This window comes from Jeotgalibacillus sp. JSM ZJ347 (genome assembly GCF_044383825.1).
Classification (GTDB): Bacteria; Bacillota; Bacilli; order Bacillales; family Jeotgalibacillaceae; genus Jeotgalibacillus.
On record NZ_JBISEN010000001.1, the window covers coordinates 164618 to 190273 of the forward strand.

The following is a 25656-nucleotide window of genomic DNA, read 5'->3' on the forward strand; positions in this document are numbered from 1 at the left end:
TGAGCGGAATGGAAGGGTTCTGGCAGCACCCTCTGATTGAAACAGCCGGATATTTCAGCGTAGTCGTTGTCTGTATGATTGTGTTTCTTTCAATTTTTGAACTGGTGACTAAATATAAAAACTGGGAAGAAATTAAAAACGGTAACATTTCAGTTGCGATGGCAACAGGTGGTAAAGTGTTTGGTATCGCTAATATTTTCCGGAGTTCCATTAGCCAGCATGATACACTCCTGAACATGATGGGCTGGGGACTTTATGGATTTGTCCTGCTGCTGATCGCATATTTCGTTTTTGAATTCCTGACACCGGGTTTTAAAGTTGATGAAGAAATTAAAGCAGATAACAGAGCAGTGGGTTTGATTTCCATGCTGATTTCAATCGGATTGTCATACGTCATCGGAGCAAGTATAAACTAGGAGAGAATGAATAATGGAAAACTTAATTAAAATCCTCATTGTCTGCTGTGCAGTTTTTATGGTGATTGGGGTTATTTATTTGGTAACGTTATAACTTTGAAAATAAATAATTTTTCTTCAAAAAAGCGTTAGATACCATTACCATACTGCTGATCCTTGCAGTGAAGAACAGAGGCTAGTGAAAGGAAGACACCGGAAGGTAGCGGTTTTCTGCCTGAGGGGGCTTAAGCGTCCATCCGTGAAAACAGTAGACCTGCACTCCAAGGATCAGCGTTTCACAAAAATGGATCAAATTAGAAAAAGACACTCTGTGTCTTTTTTCTCATAATAAAATTGTAACCGTTTTCTTTTTAGCTTATAATGAAATCAGAAATGAGAATTTTCTAATTATTTCACTAAAAAGAAGGAGGTTTTATGATGTCATCACAGCCTTGGCTGAAGCTTTACCCCGAAACAATTCCTACCCACCTAAAGTACGAACCGAAACCGGTTCACGCGTACTTAACGGAAGCTGCAAAACAGTGGCCGGAAAAAATCGCTGTACATTTTATGGGCAAAGAATTTACATTCAAGGAAATGTATGAATCGTCTCTTAAAATGGCAAAGTATTTGCAGGACATCGGTATTCAAAAAGGTGATCGTGTAGCGATTATGCTGCCGAACATGCCGGCATCTGTTATTGCGTACTACGGTATTTTGTACGCAGGCGGAGTAGTCGTTCAGACAAATCCACTTTATACAGAGCGTGAACTTGAATACCAGATGAAGGATTCAGGCGCAAAAGCAATTATCTCGATGGATATTTTATTTCCTCGGATTTCTAAGGTTTTTAATGACACTGATCTTGAACACATTATTATCTCAGCCATTAAAGATTTTCTGCCGTTTCCTAAAAACCTGATCTATCCGTTTATTCAAAAGAAACAATACGGTATGACAGTAAAAGTGGAACACTCAGGCAGTAATCACCTGCTGACAGAAATCTTAAAAACTGCTACCTCTGATCCTGATATCCCGCTGCTTGATTTTGAAGAGGATATTGCGATCCTGCAGTATACAGGTGGGACAACAGGTTTTCCAAAAGGTGTTATGCTGACGCATAAGAACCTGATTGCAAATGCTTCAATGTGTGACGCGTGGCTGTATAAAAACAAAAAAGGTGAAGAAAGTATTCTTGGTATTTTACCGTTCTTCCACGTGTACGGTATGACCACTGTTATGATCCTTTCTATTATGCAGGGATATAAGATGATCCTGCTGCCTAAGTTTGATGTTGAAACAGCGCTGAAAACGATCCATAAGCAAAAGCCGACCATTTTCCCGGGGGCGCCGACAATTTATATCGGTATATTAAATCACCCTGATCTGAAGAAGTATGATCTTACTTCTGTAGAATCCTGCCTGAGCGGTTCCGCGCCACTTCCGGTTGAAGTGCAGGAGGAGTTCGAAAAAGTGACAGGAGGCAAGCTGGTAGAAGGATATGGACTGACTGAATCTTCACCGGTTACTCACTCAAACTTTATATGGGATGCGAAACGGGTCAAGGGAAGTGTAGGTGTTCCGTGGCCGGATACAGAATCGAAAGTCGTTTCCATGGAAACCGGAGAACAGCTTCCGCCAGGAGAAGTTGGGGAAATCATCGTAAAAGGTCCTCAAATCATGAAGGGCTACTGGCACCAGCCAGAAGAAACAGCGGCTGTATTACGTGACGGCTGGCTCTATACCGGTGATCTTGGGTATATGGATGAGGAAGGCTACTTTTATGTAGTAGATCGTAAGAAAGATATGATTATAGCGGGCGGCTTTAATATTTATCCGCGTGAGATTGAAGAAGTAATGTATGAGCATCCTGCAGTTCAGGAAGTTGTCGCTGTTGGCGTACCTGATGCGTACCGCGGTGAAACAGTTAAGCTGTTTGTGGTACAAAAGCAGAACCAGAAAGTGACTGAAGAAGAACTTGATGAATTTGCAAGAAAGCATATGGCTTCTTATAAAGTGCCAAGAATTTATGAGTTCCGTGAAGAACTTCCAAAAACAGCAGTTGGTAAGATTCTCAGAAGGCAGCTAGTCGAAGAAGAGAAGGAAAAGCAACAGCAGCAAAAGCATTCGTCATAACAATGTTTTTTCTTGACGAAGTCAGGTTTTCTTAGTAAGATGAAAATATGAATGAATAGTCATTCATATTTTCGTCTTTTTTATTTGCAATTGAAGGGTGATGACCGGATGAAGAAAGATAAACCAAAATATAAACTGATTATTGATGCTGCCGTAGTGGTCATTGCTGAAAACGGCTACCATCATGCACAGGTTTCAAAGATTGCCAAACAGGCAGGAGTAGCTGATGGCACGATCTATTTATATTTCAAGAACAAAGAAGATATTCTTATCTCTCTTTTTGAAGAGAAGATGGGTCAGTTTGTTCAGAAAATCAGAAAAAAAATGGCGAACACTGAAGATGCCGTGGAGCAATTAAAAGTGCTTGTAGAAAGTCATTTTCAGATGCTTGCAGATGATCACCATCTCGCTATTGTAACACAGCTTGAGCTGAGGCAGTCCAATAAAGACATCAGAATGAGAATTAATAAAGTGTTAAAAGAGTATCTGGTTCTGGTTGATGATGTCCTTCAAAACGGAGTAGACACAGGTGTCTTAACTGAAGACCTTGATATTCGATTGGCAAGGCAGATGGTATTTGGTACGATTGATGAGGTGGCAACAAGCTGGGTGATTAATGACCAGAAGTATTCAATCACTGAACTGTCACAGGGTGTACATAGGCTTTTAGTAAAAGGATTATGCAAATAAAGGGGAGAACAGAATGAATTTCTTAAGATGGGAGAATGACCATTATATCTCCACTGCTGTGATCAACCGGCCGCCGGCTAATGCGCTGGCGAGTGACCTGATCCGTGAAGTTGACGGCTGGCTTGATGCAGTGGAGCACGATGATCAGGTGCGTGTTCTGCTGATCCACGGTGAAGGACGATTTTTCTCTGCTGGAGCAGACATTAAAGAATTCACTCAGGTTAAATCAGGAGCTGAGTTCTCCAAATTGGCTGAAAAAGGCCAACAGGTTTTCGAAAGAATGGAAGCGTTCTCAAAGCCGATTATCGCTTCTATTCATGGTGCTGCACTTGGAGGAGGGCTTGAACTTGCGATGGGATGCCACATCCGCTACGTCAGTGAGACAGCCAAACTTGGACTTCCGGAGCTTCAGCTGGGTCTTGTACCCGGGTTTGCCGGATCACAGCGCCTTCCGCGTTATGTAGGGTTTGCTAAGGCGGCGGAAATGCTGCTTTCAAGTGATCCGATCACTGGCGTTGAAGCAGTGCAATGGGGGCTTGCGAATAAAGCATTCCCTGAAGAAGAAGTGCACGAAAAATCGAAAGCGCTTGCATTGAAGCTTGCCGGTAAAAGTCCGGTTTCAGTTGAAGCTGCACTTGAACTGTTGCAGTATGCGAAAACAGCTGACTTTCATGATGGGGTTGCAAGAGAAGCTGAAATTTTCGGGGATGTCTTTGTATCTGAAGATGCAAAAGAAGGTATCAGTGCATTTATTGAAAAAAGAAAACCTGAATTTAAAGGTCAATAATTAACAGGAGGGAATATACATGAACATTTATGTGCTAATGAAAAGAACGTTTGACACTGAGGAAAAAATCTCTGTTCAAGGCGGGCAAATTGCTGAGGATGGTGCTGAATTCATCATCAATCCATATGATGAATATGCAATTGAAGAGGCAATTCAACTGAAAGACGAGCACGGCGGAGAAGTAACAGTCGTATCTGTTGGAGATGAAGAAACTGAAAAGCAGCTTCGTACTGCGCTTGCAATGGGTGCTGATAAAGCGGTACTCATTAATATTGAAGATGATGTAGATATGACGGATGAATTTTCGATCGCGAAAATCCTTTCTGAATATCTGAAAGATAAAGAAGCAGATCTGATTATCGGTGGTAATGTTGCGATCGATGGCGGATCGGGACAAGTTGCACCACGTGTAGCCGATTATCTTGACATTCCTTATGTAACAACAATCACAAGTATCAAAGTTGATGGCGATAAAGTAGAAATCGTACGTGATGTTGAAGGGGATTCTGAAACAATTGAAACGTCACTGCCGCTTCTTGTAACGGCTCAGCAGGGGTTAAATGACCCAAGATATCCATCACTTCCAGGTATCATGAAAGCGAAGAAAAAGCCGCTTGATGAAATCGAACTTGATGATCTTGATCTTGAAGAAGATGATGTAGAACCTAAAACAGAAACGGTTGAAATTTATCTTCCACCGGCAAAAGAAGCTGGCCGTATTCTTGAAGGTGAAGTTGACGCTCAGGTGAAAGAACTTGTGCAACTTCTTCGTACTGAAGCAAAAGTAGTCTAACTCTATAACTATTCAGGAGGTTTAACCAATGAGCAAAAAAGTACTTGTATTAGCAGAAACAAGAGAAGGATCACTTAGAAATGTATCATTTGAGGCGATTGCAGCGGGTAAGACAATTGCTGATGGCGGGGAAGTAATCAGCGTATTGATCGGAAACGGGATCTCAGACGTGGCAAATGAGCTGGTTGCATACGGCGCAGACCGTGTGATTACAGTCGAAGATGCAAAGCTTGAACAGTATTCTTCAGATGGCTTCTCTCAGGCGCTGCTTGCAGTGATTGAACAGGAAAGCCCTGAAGGCATTGTGATGGGACACACTTCATTAGGTAAAGATCTGTCACCTAAGCTTGCAAGCAGACTAAACAGCGGACTTGTATCAGATGTGACTGCAATCGAAGCGGATGGCGATTCGCCGAAATTTATTCGTCCAATCTACAGTGGTAAAGCATTTGAGAAGAAAGTAATTAAAGAGGGTCTTACATTCATTACAATCCGACCAAATAATATTCCTGCTCTTGAAAAAGAAGAGGGACGTTCTGGTGATGTTTCGTCTGTAAGCGTTGACATCACAGACCTTCGCACAATTATTAAAGAAGTGGTAAGAAAAGCGACTGATGGTGTAGACCTTTCAGAAGCTAAAGTGATTGTTGCAGGTGGTCGTGGTGTGAAGAGTGAAGACGGCTTTGAGCCGTTGAAAGAGCTTGCTGACCTGCTTGGAGGCGCTGTTGGTGCGTCACGTGGAGCTTGTGACGCTGACTATTGCGATTACTCACTGCAGATTGGTCAAACTGGTAAAGTTGTTACACCTGACCTTTATATCGCATGCGGAATCTCAGGTGCAATCCAGCACATGGCTGGAATGTCGAACTCTAAAGTAATCGTTGCGATCAATAAAGACCCTGAAGCGAACATCTTCAAAGTAGCTGATTATGGCATCGTTGGCGACCTGTTTGACGTAGTGCCGCTGCTGATTGAAGAATTCAAGAAAGTTAAAGTGTCTTAATCAGCTGAGAAGTTAAACTTTTATAGAAATTTAAGTGCTGCGGAGCGGAAGGCGGCGACTCCAGCAGGAGAAGTCGGACAGGTGGGACAGTGCGAAGCACGAGGAGGCTAACCTCCGGCCCTGCGGAAAGCGTCCACCTGAAGCGCAGCGAAACGGTTCCAGGAGCCTGACACATTGTCTCAGGCTCTTTTCAATTCTCAGGCAAAAACGTGGAAATACGATATACTCCCTGCTATACTTTGACTATATTCGTATTCAACAAGGAGGAATTTCAAAATGGCAATTGCACACGCAACTGATCAAACATTCGCTAATGAAACAAAAGACGGTTTAGTACTGGCAGACTTCTGGGCTACATGGTGCGGACCTTGTAAAATGATTGCACCAGTTCTAGAAGAGCTTGATACTGACATGGGTGATAAAGTAAAAATCGTAAAGCTTGATGTTGATGAAAACCAGGAAACAGCAAGCAAATACGGTGTCATGAGTATCCCGACACTTGTCGTATTCAAAGACGGAGAAATCGTTGACAAAGTAGTAGGCTTCCAGCCGAAAGAAGCACTTGAAGAACTATTAAACAAACACGCATAATAACTGAGCCGGGCCTTGTGCCCGGCTTTTATTTTGCTTCTGACTCTCAATTGAGTAAAATATAGGTAACATGCGTGCAGGAGGCTTACAACATGAAAGATCAACTGAAACATAAACTCGCAGTCCTTCCTGACCAGCCCGGCTGTTATCTGATGAAGGACAGACAGGGTACAATTATTTATGTGGGAAAAGCGAAAGTACTTAAAAATAGAGTGAGATCCTACTTTACAGGCTCACACGACGGGAAAACACAGCGCCTTGTCTCAGAAATTGAGGACTTTGAATATATCGTGACCTCATCTAATATGGAAGCGCTCGTTCTTGAATTAAATCTCATTAAAAAGCATGACCCGAAATATAATGTTATGCTTAAAGATGATAAACACTATCCTTTTATAAAAGTAACAGCAGAGCGTCACCCGAGACTACTCATTACGCGTAAAGTAAAAAAAGATAAAGGTAAATACTTTGGGCCTTACCCGAATGCTCAGGCAGCCAATGAAACGAAAAAGCTGCTGGATAGAATGTATCCATTAAGAAAATGCAGAACAATGCCTGATAAAGTCTGTCTGTATTACCATATGGGGCAGTGTCTGGCACCTTGTGAATTCAAAGTGGAGCAAAGCACATACCGCCAAATGACTGAGGACATTGCCAGGTTTTTAAACGGCGGTTTCAAAGAAGTAAAAAAAGATCTTAAAGTAAAAATGGAACAGGCAGCTGAAAATCTTGAGTTTGAGCGTGCAAAAGAATTCCGTGATCAAATCGTTCATATAGAAGCGACAATGGAAAAACAGAAGATGACCATGAATGACTTTACAAACCGCGATATTTTCGGTTATGCGGTAGATAAGGGTTGGATGTGTGTACAGGTTTTCTTTATCCGTCAGGGTAAGCTGATTGAACGGGACGTTTCACTATTTCCGATCTATGATGAAGCGGAAGGTGAATTCCTATCGTTTCTAGGTCAGTTTTATATGAAGCCGAACCATTTTAAACCTAAAGAAGTATTAATCCCGCAAACAATTGACCAGAAAATGGCTGAAGAGCTGCTTGAAACGAATGTGAGACAGCCTGTCAGAGGACAGAAAAAAGATCTAGTTAATCTTGCGGCAAAAAATGCTTCTATTGCTTTAACGGAAAAATTTGCATTAATTGAGCGGGATGAAGAAAGAACGATCAAAGCGGCTGAAAATCTGGGTGAAGCAATGAACATTTATACGCCATACAGGATAGAAGCTTTCGATAATTCTAATATTCAGGGCTCTGATGCCGTGTCGGCAATGGTTGTTTTTGTAGACGGAAAGCCGGCCAGAAAAGAGTACCGTAAATATAAAATTAAAACTGTTCAGGGACCGGATGATTATGAATCAATGCGTGAAGTGATCAGAAGACGGTATACAAGAGTTCTCAAGGATGAACTGCCGCTGCCTGATCTGATTGTAATTGATGGAGGGAAAGGTCAGATTGAAGCTGCGAAAGAAATCTTACGACATGAACTTGGTCTTGACGTTCCGGTGGCTGGTCTTGCAAAAGATGATCGCCACAACACTTCCCAGCTTTTATTCGGCGACCCGCTTGAAGTTGTTCCGCTGAACAGACGCAGTCAGGAATTTTACTTTATGCAGCGAATTCAGGATGAAGTGCACCGCTTTGCAATTACATTCCACAGGCAGGTACGTGCGAAAAACTCCATTCAGTCTGTGCTCGATGATATTGAAGGTGTCGGACCACAGCGGAAAAAGCAGCTGCTGAAATATTTCGGATCTGTGAAAAAGCTGAGAGAAGCATCGCTTGAGGAAATTGTTAAAGCAGGATTACCTTCAAAGACTGCTGAAAAAGTCATTGAAAAATTACAGGATTAGCATTGCTGACTGAAAAGTCTCATGCTATAATGATTCACAATTGAACACTTTATTTTAAAGTGGTGATAGAGGTGCGGATGCAAAGAGTACCGCTGATGAGGGTGATGAAACCCTGTGAAGCAGCGTGAAAGGTGCAGACCGCCGAAGCGGAAAATCATTCATCAGATTTTTTGCTGGTTCTGTATTTAACAAATGCAGGGCTGTCAGAACAATTACGTTCTGGAGAGCTATCTCACCTGTGCGATTCAGATAATATTGTCTGTATAAAAGCAATGGGGAGATTTTCTCCCTGTTGCTTTTTTTATTGTCGTAAACAGTTGAGAAATAATGTTAGGGAAGAGGAAATAAAGTGGGAATCATTGTACAAAAATTTGGCGGTACTTCAGTAGGATCGGTTGAAAAAATACATCACGTCGCAAACAGAGTGATCCTTGAGAAGGAAAAGGGAAATGACGTCATTGTTGTTGTATCCGCAATGGGAAAAACAACTGATGAATTAGTCAGGCTTGCTGGAGAGATGACTTCGCGGCCTGAAAAAAGAGAAATGGATATGCTGCTGACGACTGGTGAGCAGATGTCTACGTCTTTACTTGCAATGGCACTGCAGAACAGAGGCTATAAAAGTACATCTTTAACCGGATGGCAGGCGGGAATCCGCACAGAGCCTGTATTCAGCAATGCAAGAATTACTGAAGTGAAGACAAATCGCGTTGAAAGCCTGCTCGGAGAAGGGCGTGTCATTGTTGTTGCAGGATTCCAGGGCATGGATGAAAACGGTGAAATCACAACGCTTGGCCGGGGTGGCTCTGATACAACAGCCGTTGCGCTTGCTGCAGCTTTAAATGCTGAAAGATGCGATATATATACAGATGTAGATGGTGTATATTCTACCGACCCGCGTTATGTGAAAGGCGCCAGGAAGCTAAACGGGATTTCATATGATGAAATGCTTGAACTTGCGAACCTTGGAGCGGGTGTGCTGCATCCGAGAGCAGTTGAGTTTGCAAAAAATTACGGGATTAAATTAACAGTCAGATCAAGTATGGAAGAAATTGAAGGAACGTTAATTGAGGAGGATGCACCAATGGAAGAGCATTTAGTAGTAAGGGGCGTAGCGTTTGATAAGGGTATCGTAAGAATGACGGTTGTAGGTCTTGAGAATGAATTGACAGGATTCCCTGCAGTGTTCTCCATTCTTGCTGAAAATCATATAGATGTGGATATCATTATTCAAAGTAAGCTTGATACAGGGAAAGTAAATTTGTCATTTTCGATAAAAGAGTCGTCACTTGAAGAGACTTTACAGATTCTCGCGCGCAACAAAGAAGAAATTGGCTACGAGGAAATTGAGCATGAAACAAATCTGTCAAAAGTTTCGATTGTCGGATCAGGGATGGTTTCAAACCCTGGTGTGGCGGCGCAGATGTTCCGTGTGCTTGCAGAGCAGAACATTCAGGTGAAAATGGTCAGCACGTCTGAGATCAAAGTATCAGTTGTTGTTGATTCACATGAGATGATCAATGCTGCAAATGCAATTCATGAAAGCTTTGGGCTTAACAAAAATACTGTAGAAGCATAAAACAGCAGGCTCCTGTAAAACATGGAGCCTGCTGAATTTTTATAAACTGGCTTTTCTCGAAGGTAATGAATAGGGGTCTTTTTGATCCCATTTTAGCTCGATCTGAACGCAGTGTTTTTTATTGCGGGTATAAACAGCCTCGGTCTGATATTGCTTAATCATCGCAATCTGTTCAGCAATAAAGCCTGCTTCGAGTGTAAACAGCGGGTCATTGTGCTGAATTCTTTCCTGCACCACATTGCCTGCGAGTTCGAAATGTATTTCATAATTTTTTTGTTTTATGATAGAGAGGTCACCCCACTCTGCCCGGATGAAAAAAGAAATAATTTCGCCTTCGTTACTGCATGGGTAGCTTCTGGCAAGTTTTTTTCCTGCCCAGTACAGGATATCTTTTGTATGGTTACCTAAAAGATCCGGTATCAGTTCATCCCTGATCAACCGGTAGCCAAATAAGTCCTGTGTCATATTGTCATTATCGCTCATTGATTAACCGAACCTCACTTTCAATCTCTTCATTATAAATTGTTGTGTGTGAAAGTGTAAGGTCAAATAGAGATTTTCTAGCGAAATCGGCATATTGTCATATAGATAAGCAGTTTTTTGAAATAATAAATTGTGAAAAGTGATTTTGTGAATTTTTTGTGAAAAACAGCAGAAAAATATAGGAAAATCCCCTATAACTGAGCAGATAGAATAAAAAATATTTAGAATCGTTTTTATGTATACGTTTTCTTGACGCTCCATTACGAGAGGAGTACAATAAATTTGTCACATAAATGTTATACTGTGCGAAAATTTTGCTGAATCTATCATTCTAGGGAATAGCTTTCAGCAGCTGTATTTATTTTAGAGGGGGTTACATTCGATGGCGGAAAATCGAGAGTTTTATTGGAGGAGGCTGCATTCTTTACTAGGGGTTATACCAGTAGGGATCTTCCTGATTCAACATTTAGTTGTCAACCATTTCGCTACTAGAGGCGAACAGGCTTTCAACGATGCAGCGCATTTCATGGAAAGTTTACCATTCAGAATTTTCTTAGAACTATTTATTATCTTTATTCCTTTATACTTCCACGCAATCTATGGAGTATATATCGCATTCACTGCTAAGAACAACACAAGACGTTATGGAACACTTCGTAACTACATGTTTTTCTGGCAGCGTATTTCAGGTGTCATCACATTGATTTTCGTGACTTGGCACGTATGGGAAACTCGTATTCAGGCTGCACTTGGAGCTGAAGTAAACTTCGGTATGATGGAGCAGATCTTAGCGAATCCATGGATGGTTGCATTCTACATACTTGGAGTCGTATCGACAACGTTCCACTTCTCTAACGGTCTATGGTCATTTATGGTCAGCTGGGGTATCACGGTGAGCGCTCGTTCACAAAAGATTTCAACGTATGCAACACTTGGTGTGTTTGTAGTACTGACAATCATTGGTATCCGTTCAATTCTTGCATTTGTTTAATTCGTTAACTTTTTCAGCTGCAGTAAGCAGCTTTTGATATCAGTAAGGAGAGTGACAAAATGAGTAAAGGTAGAATCATCGTTGTAGGTGGCGGTCTGGCCGGCCTAATGGCAACGATTAAAGCAGCTGAAGCAGGAATGTCAGTAGACCTCTTCTCGCTTGTACCTGTAAAAAGATCACACTCTGTTTGTGCACAGGGCGGTATAAATGGAGCTGTTAATACAAAAGGAGAAGGGGATTCTCCTTGGGAGCACTTTGATGACACAGTATACGGTGGAGATTTCCTTGCAAACCAGCCTCCGGTTAAAGCAATGTGTGATGCAGCACCGGGAATTATTCACCTTCTTGACCGTATGGGCGTTATGTTCAACAGAACACCTGAAGGTCTGCTTGATTTCCGCCGCTTTGGTGGTACACAGCACCACCGTACAGCATTTGCCGGTGCTACAACTGGTCAGCAGCTGCTATATGCATTAGATGAGCAGGTACGCAGACACGAAGTAGCCGGTCTTGTAACAAAATATGAAGGCTGGGAATTCCTTGGTTCAGTTCTTGATGACGATGGTGTTTGCCGCGGGGTTGTATCTCAGGATCTGAAGACAATGGAGATCAAATCTTTCAAAGGGGACGCAGTTATTCTTGCAACAGGCGGACCTGGCATTATCTTCGGAAAATCTACAAACTCTGTAATCAACACAGGTGCTGCTGCATCTGTTGCTTATCAGCAGGGCGTATATTACGCAAACGGTGAGTTCATTCAGATTCACCCGACAGCAATTCCGGGAGATGACAAGCTTCGTCTGATGAGTGAATCAGCTCGTGGTGAAGGCGGACGTGTATGGACGTATAAAGACGGTAAGCCTTGGTACTTCCTTGAAGAGAAATATCCTGCCTACGGTAACCTTGTTCCGCGTGATATCGCAACACGTGAAATCTTTGATGTATGTGTCAGACAGAAGCTTGGAATCAATGGTGAAAATATGGTTTACCTTGATCTGTCCCACAAAGATCCAAAAGAGCTTGATATCAAACTCGGAGGCATCATTGAGATCTATGAAAAATTCATGGGTGATGACCCGCGTAAAGTACCAATGAAGATCTTCCCGGCCGTTCACTATTCAATGGGTGGACTTTGGGTAGACTTTGATCAGATGACAAACATTCCTGGACTGTTCGCAGCAGGTGAATGTGATTACTCTATCCATGGTGCGAACCGTCTTGGAGCAAATTCACTGCTTTCTTCTATTTATGGTGGAATGGTCGCAGGACCAAACGCAGTGAAATACATCCAGGGACTTGAGAAGACTGTTGAAGATATGCCTGAGGAAATCTACACGCGTTTCGAGAATGAAAAGAAGCAGGAGTGGGATGAAATCATGGCAATGGACGGCGATGAAAATGCCTATGTGATCCATAAAGAGCTTGGTGAGTGGATGACTGATAATGTAACGGTTGTTCGTCACAACGATAAGCTGCGTGAAACGGATGCAAAAATCCAGGAGCTTCAGGAACGCTTTAATCGTATTAACATTAACGATACAGCTAAATGGAGTAACCAGGGCGCAGTATTTACCCGTCAGCTGAAAGGCATGCTGCACTTAGCACGCGTTGTAACAATCGGTGCACTGAACCGTGATGAAAGCCGTGGAGCCCACTATAAGCCGGACTTCCCGGAACGTAACGATGAGAAGTTCCTGAAAACAACAATGGCTAAATTCAATCCGGGAACAAACTCACCGGAATTCCACTTTGAAGATGTCGATGTATCACTGATCGAACCGCGTAAGCGTGATTACTCTAAGAAGAAAGGAGCAAAATAATCATGGCAACAGCAACAGAAGAAAAAGTCATCAGATTTGAAATACACCGCCAGGACGATGAGAATTCTGCGCCTTATTTCGAAGAGTTTGAGATTCCATACCGTGCAAACATGAACGTCATTTCTGCACTAATGGAGATCAGACGAAATCCTTTCAATAAAAAAGGTGAAAAAACAACTCCTGTCTCTTGGGATATGGGGTGTCTTGAGGAAGTATGTGGAGCCTGCTCAATGGTCATCAACGGCAAGCCGCGTCAGTCATGTACGGCACTTGTCGATCAACTGGAGCAGCCAATTAAGCTTGAGCCAATGAAAACATTCCCGGTTGTACGTGACCTTCAGGTAGATCGCAGCCGCATGTTCGACTCACTGAAAAAAGTGAAGGCGTGGATTCCGATTGACGGTACTTATGACCTTGGTCCCGGACCGCGTATGCCTGAGAAAAAGCGTCAGTGGGCATATGAACTTTCTAAATGTATGACTTGTGGTGTCTGCCTTGAAGCGTGTCCAAACGTGAATAGTAAATCAGACTTCATTGGTCCTGCACCGTTATCTCAGGTTCGCCTGTTCAATGCACATCCAACCGGTGCAATGAATAAAAATGAGCGTCTTGAATCAATTATGGGCGATGGTGGACTATCAAACTGCGGTAACTCACAAAACTGTGTTCAGGCGTGTCCTAAGGGCATTCCGCTTACAACATCAATAGCAGCACTGAACCGCGATACAAACCTTCAGATGTTCAGAAACTTCTTCGGAAGTGACAAAGAAGTATAAAATCACTCATCCAGGTGCTTATCCGGCACCTGGATTTTTCTGTTCAAATAGGCATTGTTCATGTAGAATACAAATGAATGATCATTCATTTATTGAAGGGGATGCGGAAAATGAAGATACCATACATAAAGGATATGGAAGAGTGGAAAGCGGGATTTGAATTTTATTACCCAGTAAAAGTACGATTTTCTGAAACTGATTTATTCGGCCATTTAAATAATACAGTGCCGTTTATTTATTTTGAGCAGGCAAGAATTGAGTTTCTAAAGCACCTTGGATTTATGCAGAACTGGCTTCAGACATCTCATGAGTCAATTCCGGTTGTTGCGAATCTGCAGTGCGATTTTTTAAAGCAGGTATTTTTTGATCAGGAGCTAAAGGTTTATGTAAAAGCTGAATCAGTAGGGAATTCTTCAGTCGATATTCACTATATGGGGATGAATGCTGGCGGCGAACCGGTATTCTGTGGAAGAGGTACGATGGTGCAGATGGGTAAGGCGACCGGTAAAGGTGTACCCTGGACGGATCAGCAGAGAGAACTCCTTCTTCATCCGGCATTAAAAATAGACGTTTGATTCCTCACTTCTTCTCCCTGCCATTCATACACTGAACAAACGGTGTTATTGAATAAGGGGGAAGAAAGTGTGGCTCGGAGAACGTCAATTCTAACGAAAAGAGAAAAGGAAGTTTTTAACCTTTTACTTAAAGATAAGACAACAAAAGAAATTGCTTCTGAATTATTTATCAGTGAAAAAACAGTCCGGAATCACATTTCTAATGTGATTCAAAAGCTTGGTGTTAAAGGAAGGTCTCAGGCAATTGTAGAACTGCTAAGGCTAGAAGAACTGTCTCTCTGATCGGGAGACAGTTTTTTTGTTACATCGTGTAAATTTAAATGTTCTTGATTATTAACAATAAAAAGGCGACAATATTAGTAGAACGAAACATAGGGAGTGTATGAACCGATGGAAACTAAAGGAGTACAAGAGCTTCATCCAAAAGAGGTTGTAGCAGATATCGAAAAGGACCTCCGCTATATTTCCGGACTGATCAAACAAAAAGGCAGAGAAATTCTTAGTCAGTACACAATCACGCCACCACAATTCGTGGCGCTGCAGTGGCTGTTTGAAGCAGGAGATATGACGATTGGTGAATTATCGAATAAAATGTATCTTGCCTGCAGCACAACAACAGATTTAATTGATCGGATGGAAAGAAGCAGTCTGGTTGTCAGAGTGAAAGATGAACATGACCGCCGGGTAGTAAGAATTCATCTGTTAGAAGAAGGCGAAAGAATTATTGAAGAAGTAATTAAAAAGCGTCAGCAGGACTTAAGTGATGTGCTATCAGGATTTACTGAAGATGAAGTCACTTCTCTTGCAAAAGTGCTGAGTAAATTACACGGCGAAATGAAATAAGAGTGAGGCGTTTTTCTTGAGCAGAGCAATCGACGTAATGGATTCTGGTGTTGGCGGCCTGACAGTTGCCAGGGAAATTATCTACCAGCTTCCAAATGAACAGATCATCTATTTAGGAGACACAGCCCGCTGCCCATATGGACCAAGACCTGAAGAAGAGGTTAGAAAATACACGTGGGAAATGGCTGAGTTTCTATACAGACAGGACATCAAAATGCTGGTGATTGCCTGCAACACTGCAACAGCAGCTGCACTTGAAGAGATCAGGACAGCTTTTGATATCCCGGTTATTGGGGTCATCTCACCGGGTGCACGCTCAGCGATCAAATACACTAAGAATAACTGTGTAGGCATACTTGGTACTGACGGAACGATCAAAAGCAGGGCTTATGAAAAAGTGCTGTGCAGTTTAAAAGAGAGTATTCAGACATATCCTAAAGCATGTCCAAAGTTTGTGCCGCTTGTTGAAAGTGGAGAATATAACAGTTCAATGGCGAAGAAAATTGTTGCAGAAACGTTGAATGACATGAGGCATCATCCGATTGATACGCTGATTCTTGGATGTACACACTACCCTTTACTGCAGCCTTTAATTGAACAGTATATGGGACCGTCAGTAAAAGTGATCAGCTCAGGTGATGAAACCGCCAGAGAAGTTAGTGCGATCCTGTCTTACCGCGGAGAGTTAAATGCCCGCCATGAAAGACAGCAGCACATTTATTACACAACAGGTTCCCCTGTTATATTTGGACAAGTTGCAAGGGAATGGATGAACGATGATTCCCTGGTAGTAGAATCCGTAAAATTGCCGTGAGCTAATCACGGCTTTTATCGTTAAAATTTAAATTTATAGTAAATAATCGTAGTATTTACGTAACTGAAGATGTGTGCAAAAAACATCAGCCGGCTTATTAGAAGTCAACACAAAAGATGGAGTGAATAAATGTGAGACCTGATGGAAGAGCTGTCTCAGATATGAGACAAATTACGATAGAAAAGAATTATCTGATGCACCCTGAAGGATCGGTGCTTGTTGCCTTTGGTGACACTAAAGTTATTTGCACCGCGAGTATTGAAGACAGAGTGCCGCCTTTTATGAGAGGTCAGGGGAAGGGCTGGATTACAGCTGAGTATGCGATGCTTCCAAGAGCGACCGGACAGCGGACAATCCGTGAATCCTCCAAAGGAAAAGTCAGTGGGCGTACAATGGAAATTCAGCGTTTGATCGGACGGGCGTTGCGTGCCGTTGTAGACCTTGATGCGCTTGGAGAAAAAACGGTATGGATTGACTGCGATGTCATTCAGGCAGACGGCGGGACAAGAACTGCTTCGATTTCAGGCGCTTTTGCTGCAATGGCGCTTGCAATAGAAAAACTGACTCTCGAAAAAGAACTTCCTTTATTTCCTGTAAAAGACTTTCTGGCTGCTGTGTCAGCAGGCATTAATTCAGACGGGGAACCGATCCTTGATTTGAACTATGCTGAAGATAGTACAGCAGATGTTGATATGAACATTGTGATGACGGGTAAGGGTGAATTTGTAGAGCTTCAGGGAACTGGGGAAGAAGCTGCATTCACGCATCAGGAACTGCTCGATATGCTGAGTATCGGACGAGCGGGAATTGAACGCATTATTGATGAACAAAAATCAATTCTCGGTCAAGAATTAACAGCTAAGATTGTGAGTGATGTAAAATCATGAAAAAGATCATTATCGCCACAAACAATAAAGGGAAAGCGAAGGATTTTGAGAAGCTGCTAAATCCGCTGGGCTATGAAGTCAAAACGCTTGCTGATTATCCTGCATTAGAGGAAGTTGAAGAAACGGGTGTTACATTTGCTGAGAATGCTGCTTTAAAAGCTGAAACAATTGCACGAAAGCTTGATGTCAGTGTGATTGCAGATGACAGTGGATTGATTGTCGATGCACTTGACGGTGAACCCGGCGTGTTTTCTGCACGATATGCGGGTGCTGAAAAAAATGATCAGAAGAATATTGAAAAAGTGTTATTAAAGTTAGATGGTGTCCCTGATGGCAAAAGAACTGCGCGTTTCCACTGCACACTTGCACTGGCTGAACCAGGGAAAGCAACCAGGTTGTTTACTGGCGAAGCGGAAGGGTATATAACTTCAAAACCAAGTGGTGAAAATGGCTTCGGCTATGACCCGATCTTTTATACAGAGGTATATCAAAAAACTTTTGCAGAGTTGACATCTGATGAAAAAAATCAAATCAGCCATCGTGCAAACGCGCTCAGAAAATTACAATCACAGTTTCAGTGAGGTGATCTGATGAAGTTGTTAATTGTAAGTGATAATCATGGTGATGCACATATTATTACTGAAGTAAGGAAACACTGGGAAGATAAAGTTGATTATATGTTACATGCCGGAGATTCAGAGCTTCCCTTTGACTCTGAGGCAATGAAACCATTTGTGAAAGTTAGAGGCAATTGTGACTTTGACTCTTCATATCCTGAGGATGAAGTCGTGGATTGCGGAGATATTAAGATATTTATCACTCACGGCCATCTGTATGGAATTAAATCATCATTAGACAGAGTCCGTTATAAAGCGGATGAAAATAACGCTGATGTTGTTATTTTCGGGCATTCTCATCAGTTGGGAGCGGAGATACTTGACCATAAGCTGTTTCTGAATCCAGGCAGCATCAGGCTCCCGCGTGATCGCAATGAACCGACATATGCAGTCGTCAATGTTGAAAATCTTCAGGTTGAAGTCGTGTTTTATACAAATCAGCATGATAAACTATTATCATGGACCGGTTCATTTAATGACTAAATGATAAAAGGTGTACCGTCCAGAGTGCATGCAAGCTGGACGGTACAGCGTATAAACCGGTATCTTTTAACCCGTTTAAAATACTTTAAAATAATATTTGAAAATGCATTGACTTTTATTGAATATATTTATATAATAATAATTGTCCTTAACAAGACGTACTACATAATGTCCCAGTAGCTCAGTTGGATAGAGCAACAGCCTTCTAAGCTGTCGGTCGGGCGTTCGAGTCGCTCCTGGGACGCTAACTGAAAGCCCGCCTGTTACAAATGTAACAGGCGGGCTTTTTTATTTTTGCATAGTGCTTTTCTTGGCATTTTGTAAAAGACAATGCTACACTCAATTCAAAAAGATTACGGAAGGTGGTTCATCATATATGGCTGAGCAGCAGGGCAGGCGTGTAATACCGTTCCCGGGATTAAAAGACCGGCTCGTAGAACGAGGATTGGACATGCTGCAAAATCAGGAGAATGTTGAAGCCATCAGCCTTTTGGAGCAGGCGCTTGAACTTGATGAACATGATGCGGCGGCAGGTACTTCACTTGCAGTTGCGTATTATGAAAATAATCAATGGTCAGAATCTGCAGACCTTTGCAGACAAATGCTCCGGGAAGGGTCAGGGGAATATGACGAATTAATTGAACTTTACGTTATGAACCTGATTCAGTTAAGGAAGTTCAATGAGATTTCATCATTCATACAACCTTTATTAGAAGAAAATGAATTACAACCTGAAAAAGCCGTGCGACTTCAGAATCTGATCGAGCTTAGTGAGCAGCAAAAGGAACAGAAAGAGGCTGAGGAAGAATCATTTCAATCCTTTCAGCTTCAAAGAGACCTTGAGCAGCAAATGATTCAGGCGGCAGCACTTGCAAAACAGAATATCAGACCGATGAAGGACGATATTATTGATGAAATTGAAAAAGATCAGACGCATCCATTTATCAAAACACTGCTTTTAAACATTCTTAGAGAGCAGGGGATTTTTGAAGAAACGGTCGTCTGCAAATGGAATAAAGAAATATCCGTCTGTCCGGCGGAATTGGTGGAGCCTTTTGATCAAGAGATGTATGTTGAGGCTGCTAAGTTTATCTCAAATGAGAGTGCACAGCCGCAATTAGCAGAAATTGCAGCAGAGCTCTTGCAAAAGCATGCCTTTTTACTTTATCCTTTCACATGGAGAACAGATTCTCCGGAGGTAATTTCTGATGCTTACCTGAGACTTGCTAATGAGTATCTGGGTGTTCAGAATTCATTTGAAGATTTTGAATATAATGAACTCCTGGCAGAAATCAGAAGGCTTGAAAAAGTGGAAATGGTCTAATGGTTTGCAGTTGAAAGACAAACCGCGTATGTTATAATGAAATGGTTGCATAATGGGATTCTTAATAGATAAATGAAAGAATCATTGATTTCATGTCGAACATGAAACCATTAACTTAATAGATGTTTTGGAGGGAATTATTTATGTCAGCAAAATGGGAAAAGCAAGAAGGTAATGAAGGCGTACTAACAGTAGAAGTAGACGCTGAAACAGTTAATAAAGGCCTTGACAGTGCCTTCAAAAAGGTTGTAAAGCAAATCAACGTACCTGGATTCCGTAAAGGTAAAATGCCTCGCCAGATGTTTGAAAAGCGTTTCGGAGTGGAATCACTTTATCAGGACGCTCTTGATGAAATCCTTCCTGAAGCTTACGCAAATGCAGTTGACGAAGCTGGTATCGTACCGGTTGATCGTCCTGAAATCGACGTAGAGCAAATGGAAAAAGGTAAAGAGCTTATCTTCACTGCAAAAGTTACTGTTAAGCCAGAAGTTAAACTTGGTGAATACAAAGGACTTGAAGTGGAAAAGCTTGATGCAGAAGTAACTGATGAAGATGTAGATGCAGAACTTAAGCAGCTGCAGGAACGCCAGGCAGAGCTTGTAGTAAAAGAAGACGGTAAAGTAGAAGACGGCGATACAGTCGTTCTTGACTTTGAAGGATTCGTTGATGGAGAAGCATTTGAAGGCGGACAAGCTGATAACTATTCTCTTGAAATCGGTTCAGGTTCTTTCATTCCAGGTTTTGAAGAGCAGTTAGTTGGTCTTTCAACAGGAGATGAAAAAGACGTTGAAGTTAATTTCCCTGAAGAATACCACGCTGAAGAGCTTGCTGGTAAGCCGGCAACATTCAAAGTGAAAGTTCATGAAATCAAAGCAAAAGAACTTCCTGAACTTGACGATGAATTTGCTAAAGATGCAGATGAAGAAGTGGAAACACTTGCTGAGCTGAAGGAAAAGACGAAGAACCGTCTGACTGAAGAGAAGAAAAATGCTGCTGAAATGGCACTTCGCGATTCAGTAGTTGAAAAAGCTTCTGAGAACGCTGAAATCGACATCCCAGAATCAATGGTTAACACTGAAGTTGACCGCATGATGCAGGAATTCGAACAGCGCCTTAGCGCTCAGGGTATGAACCTTGACCTTTACTTCCAGTTTAGTGGTCAGGATGAAGATGCTCTTCGCGGACAAATGCAGGAAGACGCAGCAAAGCGTGTGCGTACGAACCTTGTACTTGAAGCAATTGCTGAAGCTGAAAACATCTCTGTTACCGAAGAAGACGTTGAGTCTGAACTTAGCAGCATGACTGAGCAGTTCAATATGTCCGTTGATCAGATCAAAGCTGCACTTGGCGGATCTACTGAAATCCTTGAAAATGACCTGCGTGTACAAAAAGCAATCGATTTTCTTGTGGAAAACAGCAAGACTGTTGCATAATAATAAGTAAGAATGGAGCAAGGCGCGATTAGATCGTGCCTTGTTTTATACCATAAGCAAGTATTAGCGGCTACTGACCGCAAAGTTATTACATACATACAGGTTTATTAGCAAAACATATCGGGAAATTCGAGTTAGTTCCGTCAAAAGGATCAATGTGATACAATTTTTTTTACAGAGTTAAAGAAGTGCTCTATTAAAGAGCAAGACTGATAAAGGGGTGAAAGTAATGTTTAAATTTAACGATGAAAAAGGACAACTGAAATGTTCTTTTTGCGGAAAAACCCAGGAGCAGGTACGTAAACTTGTTGCCGGACCGGGTGTATATATTTGTGATGAATGTATAGAGCTTTGTACTGAGATTGTGGAAGAGGAACTTGGTACAGAAGAAGAAGTGGAATTTAAAGATGTACCGAAACCGAAAGAAATCCTTTCAATTCTCGGTGATTATGTAATTGGCCAGGAACGTGCGAAGAAGTCCCTTTCTGTAGCCGTTTATAACCATTACAAACGAATTAAATCAAACAGTAAAGTGGATGATGTTGAGCTTGCAAAAAGTAACATCTGTCTGATTGGACCAACCGGTTCAGGTAAGACACTTCTTGCCCAGACGCTTGCAAGAATTCTGAATGTACCATTTGCAATTGCGGATGCTACATCACTGACAGAAGCCGGTTATGTGGGTGAAGATGTTGAAAACATTCTTCTGAAGCTGATTCAGGCTGCTGATTATGATGTAGAGCGTGCTGAAAAAGGCATTATTTACATTGACGAAATTGATAAAGTAGCCCGCAAGTCTGAAAACCCATCTATTACACGTGATGTTTCAGGTGAAGGTGTTCAGCAGGCGCTACTGAAAATTCTTGAAGGAACAACTGCAAGTGTTCCTCCACAAGGCGGAAGAAAGCACCCGCATCAGGAATTTATCCAAATCGACACGACGAATATTCTCTTCATTGTCGGCGGTGCGTTTGATGGAGTAGACCAGATCATTAAGCGCCGTCTTGGTCAAAAAGTGATCGGCTTTGGTTCAGGTGAATCAAAAGGTGACCTGACAGAACGCGAATTGCTTGCTAAGCTGGTTCCGGAAGATCTGCTGAAATTCGGTTTGATTCCTGAATTTATTGGTCGTCTTCCAGTTACTGCGACACTTGAAACATTAGATGAAGAAGCATTAATCTCTATTTTAACGCAGCCGAAAAATGCGCTCGTAAAACAATATCAGAAAATGCTTGAGCTTGATGATGTGGAACTTGAATTTGAAGAAGAAGCTTTACGTGAGATTTCAAGAAAAGCAATTGAACGTAAAACCGGTGCTCGCGGACTGCGATCAATCATTGAAAACCTGATGCTTGATGTTATGTTTGATCTTCCTTCAAGAGAAGAGATCAAGAAATGTATTATCACACCAGGTGCGGTTGAGCAGACTGAGCGTCCAATTCTTCTCAGAGAAGATGGATCTGAAATTAATCTGGATGATGAAGAAAAAACATCTGCTTAAAGTCTAAGACAAAAGCTGGCTCATCATATCGAGTCAGCTTTTTTCTTCTCTTAATCAACGGCTCGTCTCATTAGGTCACGGTTATCAAAATTTTTGGATCTTTTACGGGCTGAATGGGTAAAGTATTACTGAGTTCAAAGCAAAGAAATACATGAAATAACATGGAGGTGCTACATATGGCGGAACACAAATCACAGACCCTACCATTGCTGCCATTGCGTGGATTGTTAGTCTATCCAACAATGGTGCTGCATATAGATGTCGGTCGTGAGCGGTCAATTCAGGCACTGGAACAGGCCATGATGGATGACCATATGATTTTCCTTTCTACACAGAAAGATATGGCGATCGATCAGCCGGAGCAGGATGATCTGGCTGAAATGGGAACATTAACAAAAGTAAAGCAAATGCTGAAATTACCTAACGGGACAATCAGAGTACTGGTTGAAGGAATCGAACGTGGTAAAATTACATCGTTCGAAGAAAATGATCCGTTTTTCACGGTAACTGTGGAATCCTATCCTGACGATCCTGAAAAGTCTCCGGAATTTGAGGCGTTGATGCGCACGCTTACTGATTACTTTGAGCAATATATTGCACTTTCTAAGAAAGTTTCTAAAGAAACGCTGAATACCGTATTGGATATTGAGGAGCCGGGACGTCTCGCAGATATAATTGCATCCCACTTACCGCTCAAGTTAAAAATGAAGCAGGAAGTTCTTGATACAACTGATATTAAAAAGCGGATTACAAAGCTGATTGAAACGATTAATAATGAGAAAGAAGTATTGAGTCTCGAGAAAAAAATCGGTCAGCGTGTTAAAAAGTCGATGGAAAGAACACAAAAAGAATATTATCTCCGTGAACAGATGAAAGCGATTCAAAAAGAACTTGGTGATAAAGATGGCAAAACCGGTGAAATTTCGGATCTTGCTAAAAGAATTAGACAGGCCGCGATGCCGGAATCGATAGAAAAGATTGCACGTAAAGAGCTGGATCGTTATGAAAAAGTTCCTGCAACATCTGCTGAAAGCTCTGTGATCCGTAATTATATTGAATGGCTGATTACGGTTCCATGGTCTCAGTCAACAAAAGACGACCTGAATATCAAGAAGGCTGAAAAAATTCTTGATCGAGACCACTACGGGCTTGAAAAAGTGAAAGAACGCGTACTTGAATATCTTGCTGTACAGCAGCTGACAAAGTCTTTAAAAGGTCCTATTCTCTGCCTTGCGGGCCCTCCTGGAGTAGGTAAAACGAGTCTTGCGCGCTCGATTGCTGAATCAGTTGGCCGCAAATTTGTCCGAGCATCACTTGGTGGTGTAAGAGACGAATCAGAAATACGCGGTCACAGAAGAACCTACGTCGGTGCAATGCCCGGCCGTATTATCCAGGGAATGAAAAAAGCAGGGACGGTTAATCCTGTATTCCTCCTTGATGAGATTGATAAAATGTCAAATGATTTCAGAGGAGATCCTTCTTCTGCGATGCTTGAAGTGCTGGACCCTGAACAGAACAATTCATTTAGTGATCACTTTATTGAAGAGCCCTATGATCTATCGAAGGTCATGTTCATTGCAACTGCAAACAACCTGTCAACAATTCCCGGACCTTTACGCGACCGTATGGAAATCATCACAATTGCAGGTTATACAGAGATTGAAAAGATTAATATCGCGAAAAATCATCTTCTTCCAAAACAGATCAAAGAAAACGGACTGACGAAATCACAGGTCCAGTTCAGGGACGAGGCGATTAAAGAGATTGTCCGTTTCCATACACGTGAAGCTGGTGTCAGAAGTCTGGAGCGTCAACTGGCGACAGTCTGCAGAAAAGCAGCAAAAATGATTGTTGGAGAAGAAAAGAAAAAGGTTGTCATTACTTCAAACAGCCTTTCTGATTTTCTCGGCAAGAAAAAATTCCGCTACGGCCAGGCAGAGGCTGAAGATCAAATCGGTGTGGCAACAGGACTTGCCTACACAACTGTGGGTGGTGACACGCTCCAGATCGAAGTATCGCTCTCACCAGGTAAAGGTAAGCTTGTGCTGACTGGTAAGCTGGGTGATGTGATGAAAGAGTCCGCGCAGACGGCATTCTCATTCGTCAGATCAAGAGCTGAGCAGTTAAATCTTGAAGAAAACTTCCATGAAAAGCACGATATCCATATTCACGTTCCTGAGGGAGCTGTTCCTAAAGACGGACCTTCAGCAGGGATCACAATTGTCACAGCGCTTGTATCCGCGTTAACTGAACATCCGATTAAAAAAGAAGTTGGTATGACCGGTGAAGTAACACTTAGAGGAAGAGTCCTGCCAATCGGCGGACTGAAAGAAAAGTCGCTAAGTGCTCACAGAGCAGGACTTACAACCATTATTATTCCAAAAGATAACGAGCGCGATATTGATGATATTCCGGAAAGTGTACGTAATGAACTGACGTTTATCCCGGTTTCTCATGTAGATGAAGTACTTGAAATTGCGCTAGCAGGTGAAAAAGAATGAAAATAACACAATCTGAAATCGTCATCAGTGCTGTAAAGCCTGAACAATATCCTGAAGGAGATCTGCCCGAGTTTGCATTAGCGGGCAGATCCAACGTTGGGAAATCATCGTTTATTAATAAAATGATCAACCGTAAAGCATTGGCACGTATCTCGTCAAAGCCGGGAAAAACACAGACCCTGAATTTCTATCTGTTGAACGAAGCACTCTATTTTGTAGACGTACCCGGTTACGGCTATGCCAAGGTATCCAAAACAGAGCGTGCAGCATGGGGTAAAATGATTGAGACTTACATGACGGATAGAGCGCCACTGAAAGCAGTCATTATGATCGTCGACCTGAGGCACCCGCCAACTAAGGATGACATCATGATGTATGACTTCCTGAAGCACTTTGATATCCCTTGTCTCATCGTTGCAACAAAAGCGGACAAAATCCCCAAAGGTAAATGGCAAAAACACCTTAGCGTCACCCGCAAAGCCCTGGATATCGAAGAAGGCGACGAACTCATCATGTTCTCATCAGAAACAGGTTTAGGTAAAGACAATGCGTGGCATTTTATTGAAAGAAAAATGAAAGAGTAATAGTTTTAAAGATTAAAAGAGGAACGCCTGATTACAGTGCGTTCTTTTTTCATGCTCTATTAAATAAGGTAGCTAAATATGCTTCATTCCCTTGCAGTGGTGAAACAACATTGTCCTTTAATGTTTATAGAATTGTTTGTAAAACTTTACTCAGCTGGATCTTGTAGAGGTGGGCGGAGACTCCC

The 25656-nt window shown here is 42.1% G+C and carries 25 protein-coding genes, 1 tRNA gene and 1 riboswitch; of the genes, 25 read left to right on the forward strand and 1 reads right to left on the reverse strand.

Features of this window, described 5'->3' with window-relative positions; translation table 11 throughout:
• Window positions 1-8: 8 nt before the first annotated feature.
• The 9 genes from ACH6CZ_RS00780 to ACH6CZ_RS00820 all read left to right on the forward strand — a co-directional run bounded on the left by ACH6CZ_RS00780 (window position 9) and on the right by ACH6CZ_RS00820 (window position 9839).
• A complete protein-coding gene (locus ACH6CZ_RS00780) occupies window positions 9-416 on the forward strand; it encodes a DUF350 domain-containing protein (protein ID WP_374096487.1) in 408 nt (135 codons plus the stop codon).
• 414 nt (window positions 417-830) lie between these two features.
• Window positions 831-2531 carry a long-chain-fatty-acid--CoA ligase gene (locus ACH6CZ_RS00785; RefSeq protein ID WP_374095537.1) on the forward strand — a complete coding sequence of 567 codons (1701 nt, stop codon included), beginning with the start codon at window positions 831-833 and terminating at the stop codon, window positions 2529-2531.
• A gap of 108 nt (window positions 2532-2639) precedes the next feature.
• Entirely contained in the window at window positions 2640-3221 is a 582-nt protein-coding gene (locus ACH6CZ_RS00790; RefSeq protein ID WP_374095538.1) for a fatty acid metabolism transcriptional regulator FadR, read from the forward strand.
• A 13-nt stretch (window positions 3222-3234) separates the two neighbouring features.
• Window positions 3235-4008 (forward strand): enoyl-CoA hydratase, encoded by a 774-nt coding sequence (locus ACH6CZ_RS00795; RefSeq protein WP_374095539.1) that lies wholly within the window; start codon window positions 3235-3237, stop codon window positions 4006-4008.
• Window positions 4009-4027: 19 nt separating this feature from the next.
• The gene (locus tag ACH6CZ_RS00800; RefSeq protein WP_374095540.1) at window positions 4028-4801 is read left to right on the forward strand and encodes an electron transfer flavoprotein subunit beta/FixA family protein; all 774 of its coding nucleotides are present in this window, start codon (window positions 4028-4030) and stop codon (window positions 4799-4801) included.
• A 28-nt stretch (window positions 4802-4829) separates the two neighbouring features.
• Window positions 4830-5804, forward strand: a complete 975-nt coding sequence (locus ACH6CZ_RS00805) for an electron transfer flavoprotein subunit alpha/FixB family protein (RefSeq protein WP_374095541.1) — start codon at window positions 4830-4832, stop codon at window positions 5802-5804.
• Between the two features lie 276 nt (window positions 5805-6080).
• A complete protein-coding gene (gene trxA / locus ACH6CZ_RS00810) occupies window positions 6081-6395 on the forward strand; it encodes a thioredoxin (RefSeq protein ID WP_039810207.1) in 315 nt (104 codons plus the stop codon).
• Between the two features lie 92 nt (window positions 6396-6487).
• Window positions 6488-8260: an excinuclease ABC subunit UvrC gene (uvrC, locus tag ACH6CZ_RS00815; protein ID WP_374095542.1), complete on the forward strand. Its 1773-nt coding sequence runs from the start codon at window positions 6488-6490 to the stop codon at window positions 8258-8260.
• A gap of 58 nt (window positions 8261-8318) precedes the next feature.
• A riboswitch (Lysine riboswitch) is annotated at window positions 8319-8498 on the forward strand.
• 111 nt (window positions 8499-8609) lie between these two features.
• Window positions 8610-9839 carry an aspartate kinase gene (locus ACH6CZ_RS00820; protein WP_374095543.1) on the forward strand — a complete coding sequence of 410 codons (1230 nt, stop codon included), beginning with the start codon at window positions 8610-8612 and terminating at the stop codon, window positions 9837-9839.
• A gap of 39 nt (window positions 9840-9878) precedes the next feature.
• Here the strand turns inward: ACH6CZ_RS00820 and ACH6CZ_RS00825 are convergent, their stop codons facing one another.
• Window positions 9879-10322, reverse strand: a complete 444-nt coding sequence (locus ACH6CZ_RS00825; protein ID WP_374095544.1) for a YslB family protein — start codon at window positions 10320-10322, stop codon at window positions 9879-9881.
• Between the two features lie 382 nt (window positions 10323-10704).
• Here ACH6CZ_RS00825 and ACH6CZ_RS00830 point away from each other — a divergent pair, with 382 nt between their 5' ends.
• The 16 genes from ACH6CZ_RS00830 to yihA all read left to right on the forward strand — a co-directional run bounded on the left by ACH6CZ_RS00830 (window position 10705) and on the right by yihA (window position 25471).
• Window positions 10705-11313 (forward strand): succinate dehydrogenase cytochrome b558 subunit, encoded by a 609-nt coding sequence (locus tag ACH6CZ_RS00830; RefSeq protein ID WP_374095545.1) that lies wholly within the window; start codon window positions 10705-10707, stop codon window positions 11311-11313.
• A gap of 59 nt (window positions 11314-11372) precedes the next feature.
• Entirely contained in the window at window positions 11373-13133 is a 1761-nt protein-coding gene (gene sdhA / locus ACH6CZ_RS00835) for a succinate dehydrogenase flavoprotein subunit (RefSeq protein ID WP_374095546.1), read from the forward strand.
• A 2-nt stretch (window positions 13134-13135) separates the two neighbouring features.
• Complete coding sequence (gene sdhB / locus ACH6CZ_RS00840; RefSeq protein WP_374095547.1) at window positions 13136-13909, forward strand: succinate dehydrogenase iron-sulfur subunit; 774 nt, start codon at window positions 13136-13138, stop codon at window positions 13907-13909.
• A 110-nt stretch (window positions 13910-14019) separates the two neighbouring features.
• Entirely contained in the window at window positions 14020-14484 is a 465-nt protein-coding gene (locus tag ACH6CZ_RS00845) for an acyl-CoA thioesterase (protein WP_374095548.1), read from the forward strand.
• Between the two features lie 69 nt (window positions 14485-14553).
• A complete protein-coding gene (locus ACH6CZ_RS00850; RefSeq protein ID WP_374095549.1) occupies window positions 14554-14766 on the forward strand; it encodes a helix-turn-helix domain-containing protein in 213 nt (70 codons plus the stop codon).
• 108 nt (window positions 14767-14874) lie between these two features.
• The gene (locus ACH6CZ_RS00855; protein ID WP_374095550.1) at window positions 14875-15327 is read left to right on the forward strand and encodes a MarR family winged helix-turn-helix transcriptional regulator; all 453 of its coding nucleotides are present in this window, start codon (window positions 14875-14877) and stop codon (window positions 15325-15327) included.
• 16 nt (window positions 15328-15343) lie between these two features.
• On the forward strand, window positions 15344-16141 hold the full coding sequence (gene racE / locus ACH6CZ_RS00860) for a glutamate racemase (RefSeq protein ID WP_374095551.1): 798 nt from the start codon (window positions 15344-15346) through the stop codon (window positions 16139-16141).
• 131 nt (window positions 16142-16272) lie between these two features.
• Window positions 16273-17028, forward strand: a complete 756-nt coding sequence (gene rph / locus ACH6CZ_RS00865; protein ID WP_374095552.1) for a ribonuclease PH — start codon at window positions 16273-16275, stop codon at window positions 17026-17028.
• Window positions 17025-17609, forward strand: a complete 585-nt coding sequence (locus tag ACH6CZ_RS00870) for an XTP/dITP diphosphatase (protein WP_374095553.1) — start codon at window positions 17025-17027, stop codon at window positions 17607-17609. Before rph ends, ACH6CZ_RS00870 begins: the two co-directional genes overlap by 4 nt.
• 9 nt (window positions 17610-17618) lie before the next feature.
• Entirely contained in the window at window positions 17619-18128 is a 510-nt protein-coding gene (locus ACH6CZ_RS00875) for a metallophosphoesterase (protein WP_374095554.1), read from the forward strand.
• Between the two features lie 170 nt (window positions 18129-18298).
• Window positions 18299-18372 (forward strand) — tRNA-Arg (locus ACH6CZ_RS00880).
• 132 nt (window positions 18373-18504) lie between these two features.
• Window positions 18505-19452 (forward strand): tetratricopeptide repeat protein, encoded by a 948-nt coding sequence (locus ACH6CZ_RS00885; protein ID WP_374095555.1) that lies wholly within the window; start codon window positions 18505-18507, stop codon window positions 19450-19452.
• Between the two features lie 143 nt (window positions 19453-19595).
• Window positions 19596-20885, forward strand: coding sequence for a trigger factor (gene tig, locus ACH6CZ_RS00890; RefSeq protein WP_374095556.1), 1290 nt, complete (start codon window positions 19596-19598; stop codon window positions 20883-20885).
• 229 nt (window positions 20886-21114) lie between these two features.
• Window positions 21115-22386, forward strand: coding sequence for an ATP-dependent protease ATP-binding subunit ClpX (gene clpX, locus ACH6CZ_RS00895; protein WP_374095557.1), 1272 nt, complete (start codon window positions 21115-21117; stop codon window positions 22384-22386).
• Window positions 22387-22562: 176 nt separating this feature from the next.
• Complete coding sequence (lon, locus tag ACH6CZ_RS00900; RefSeq protein WP_374095558.1) at window positions 22563-24887, forward strand: endopeptidase La; 2325 nt, start codon at window positions 22563-22565, stop codon at window positions 24885-24887.
• Window positions 24884-25471 carry a ribosome biogenesis GTP-binding protein YihA/YsxC gene (gene yihA / locus ACH6CZ_RS00905; RefSeq protein ID WP_374095559.1) on the forward strand — a complete coding sequence of 196 codons (588 nt, stop codon included), beginning with the start codon at window positions 24884-24886 and terminating at the stop codon, window positions 25469-25471. Before lon ends, yihA begins: the two co-directional genes overlap by 4 nt.
• The last annotated feature ends 185 nt before the right edge of the window (window positions 25472-25656 follow it).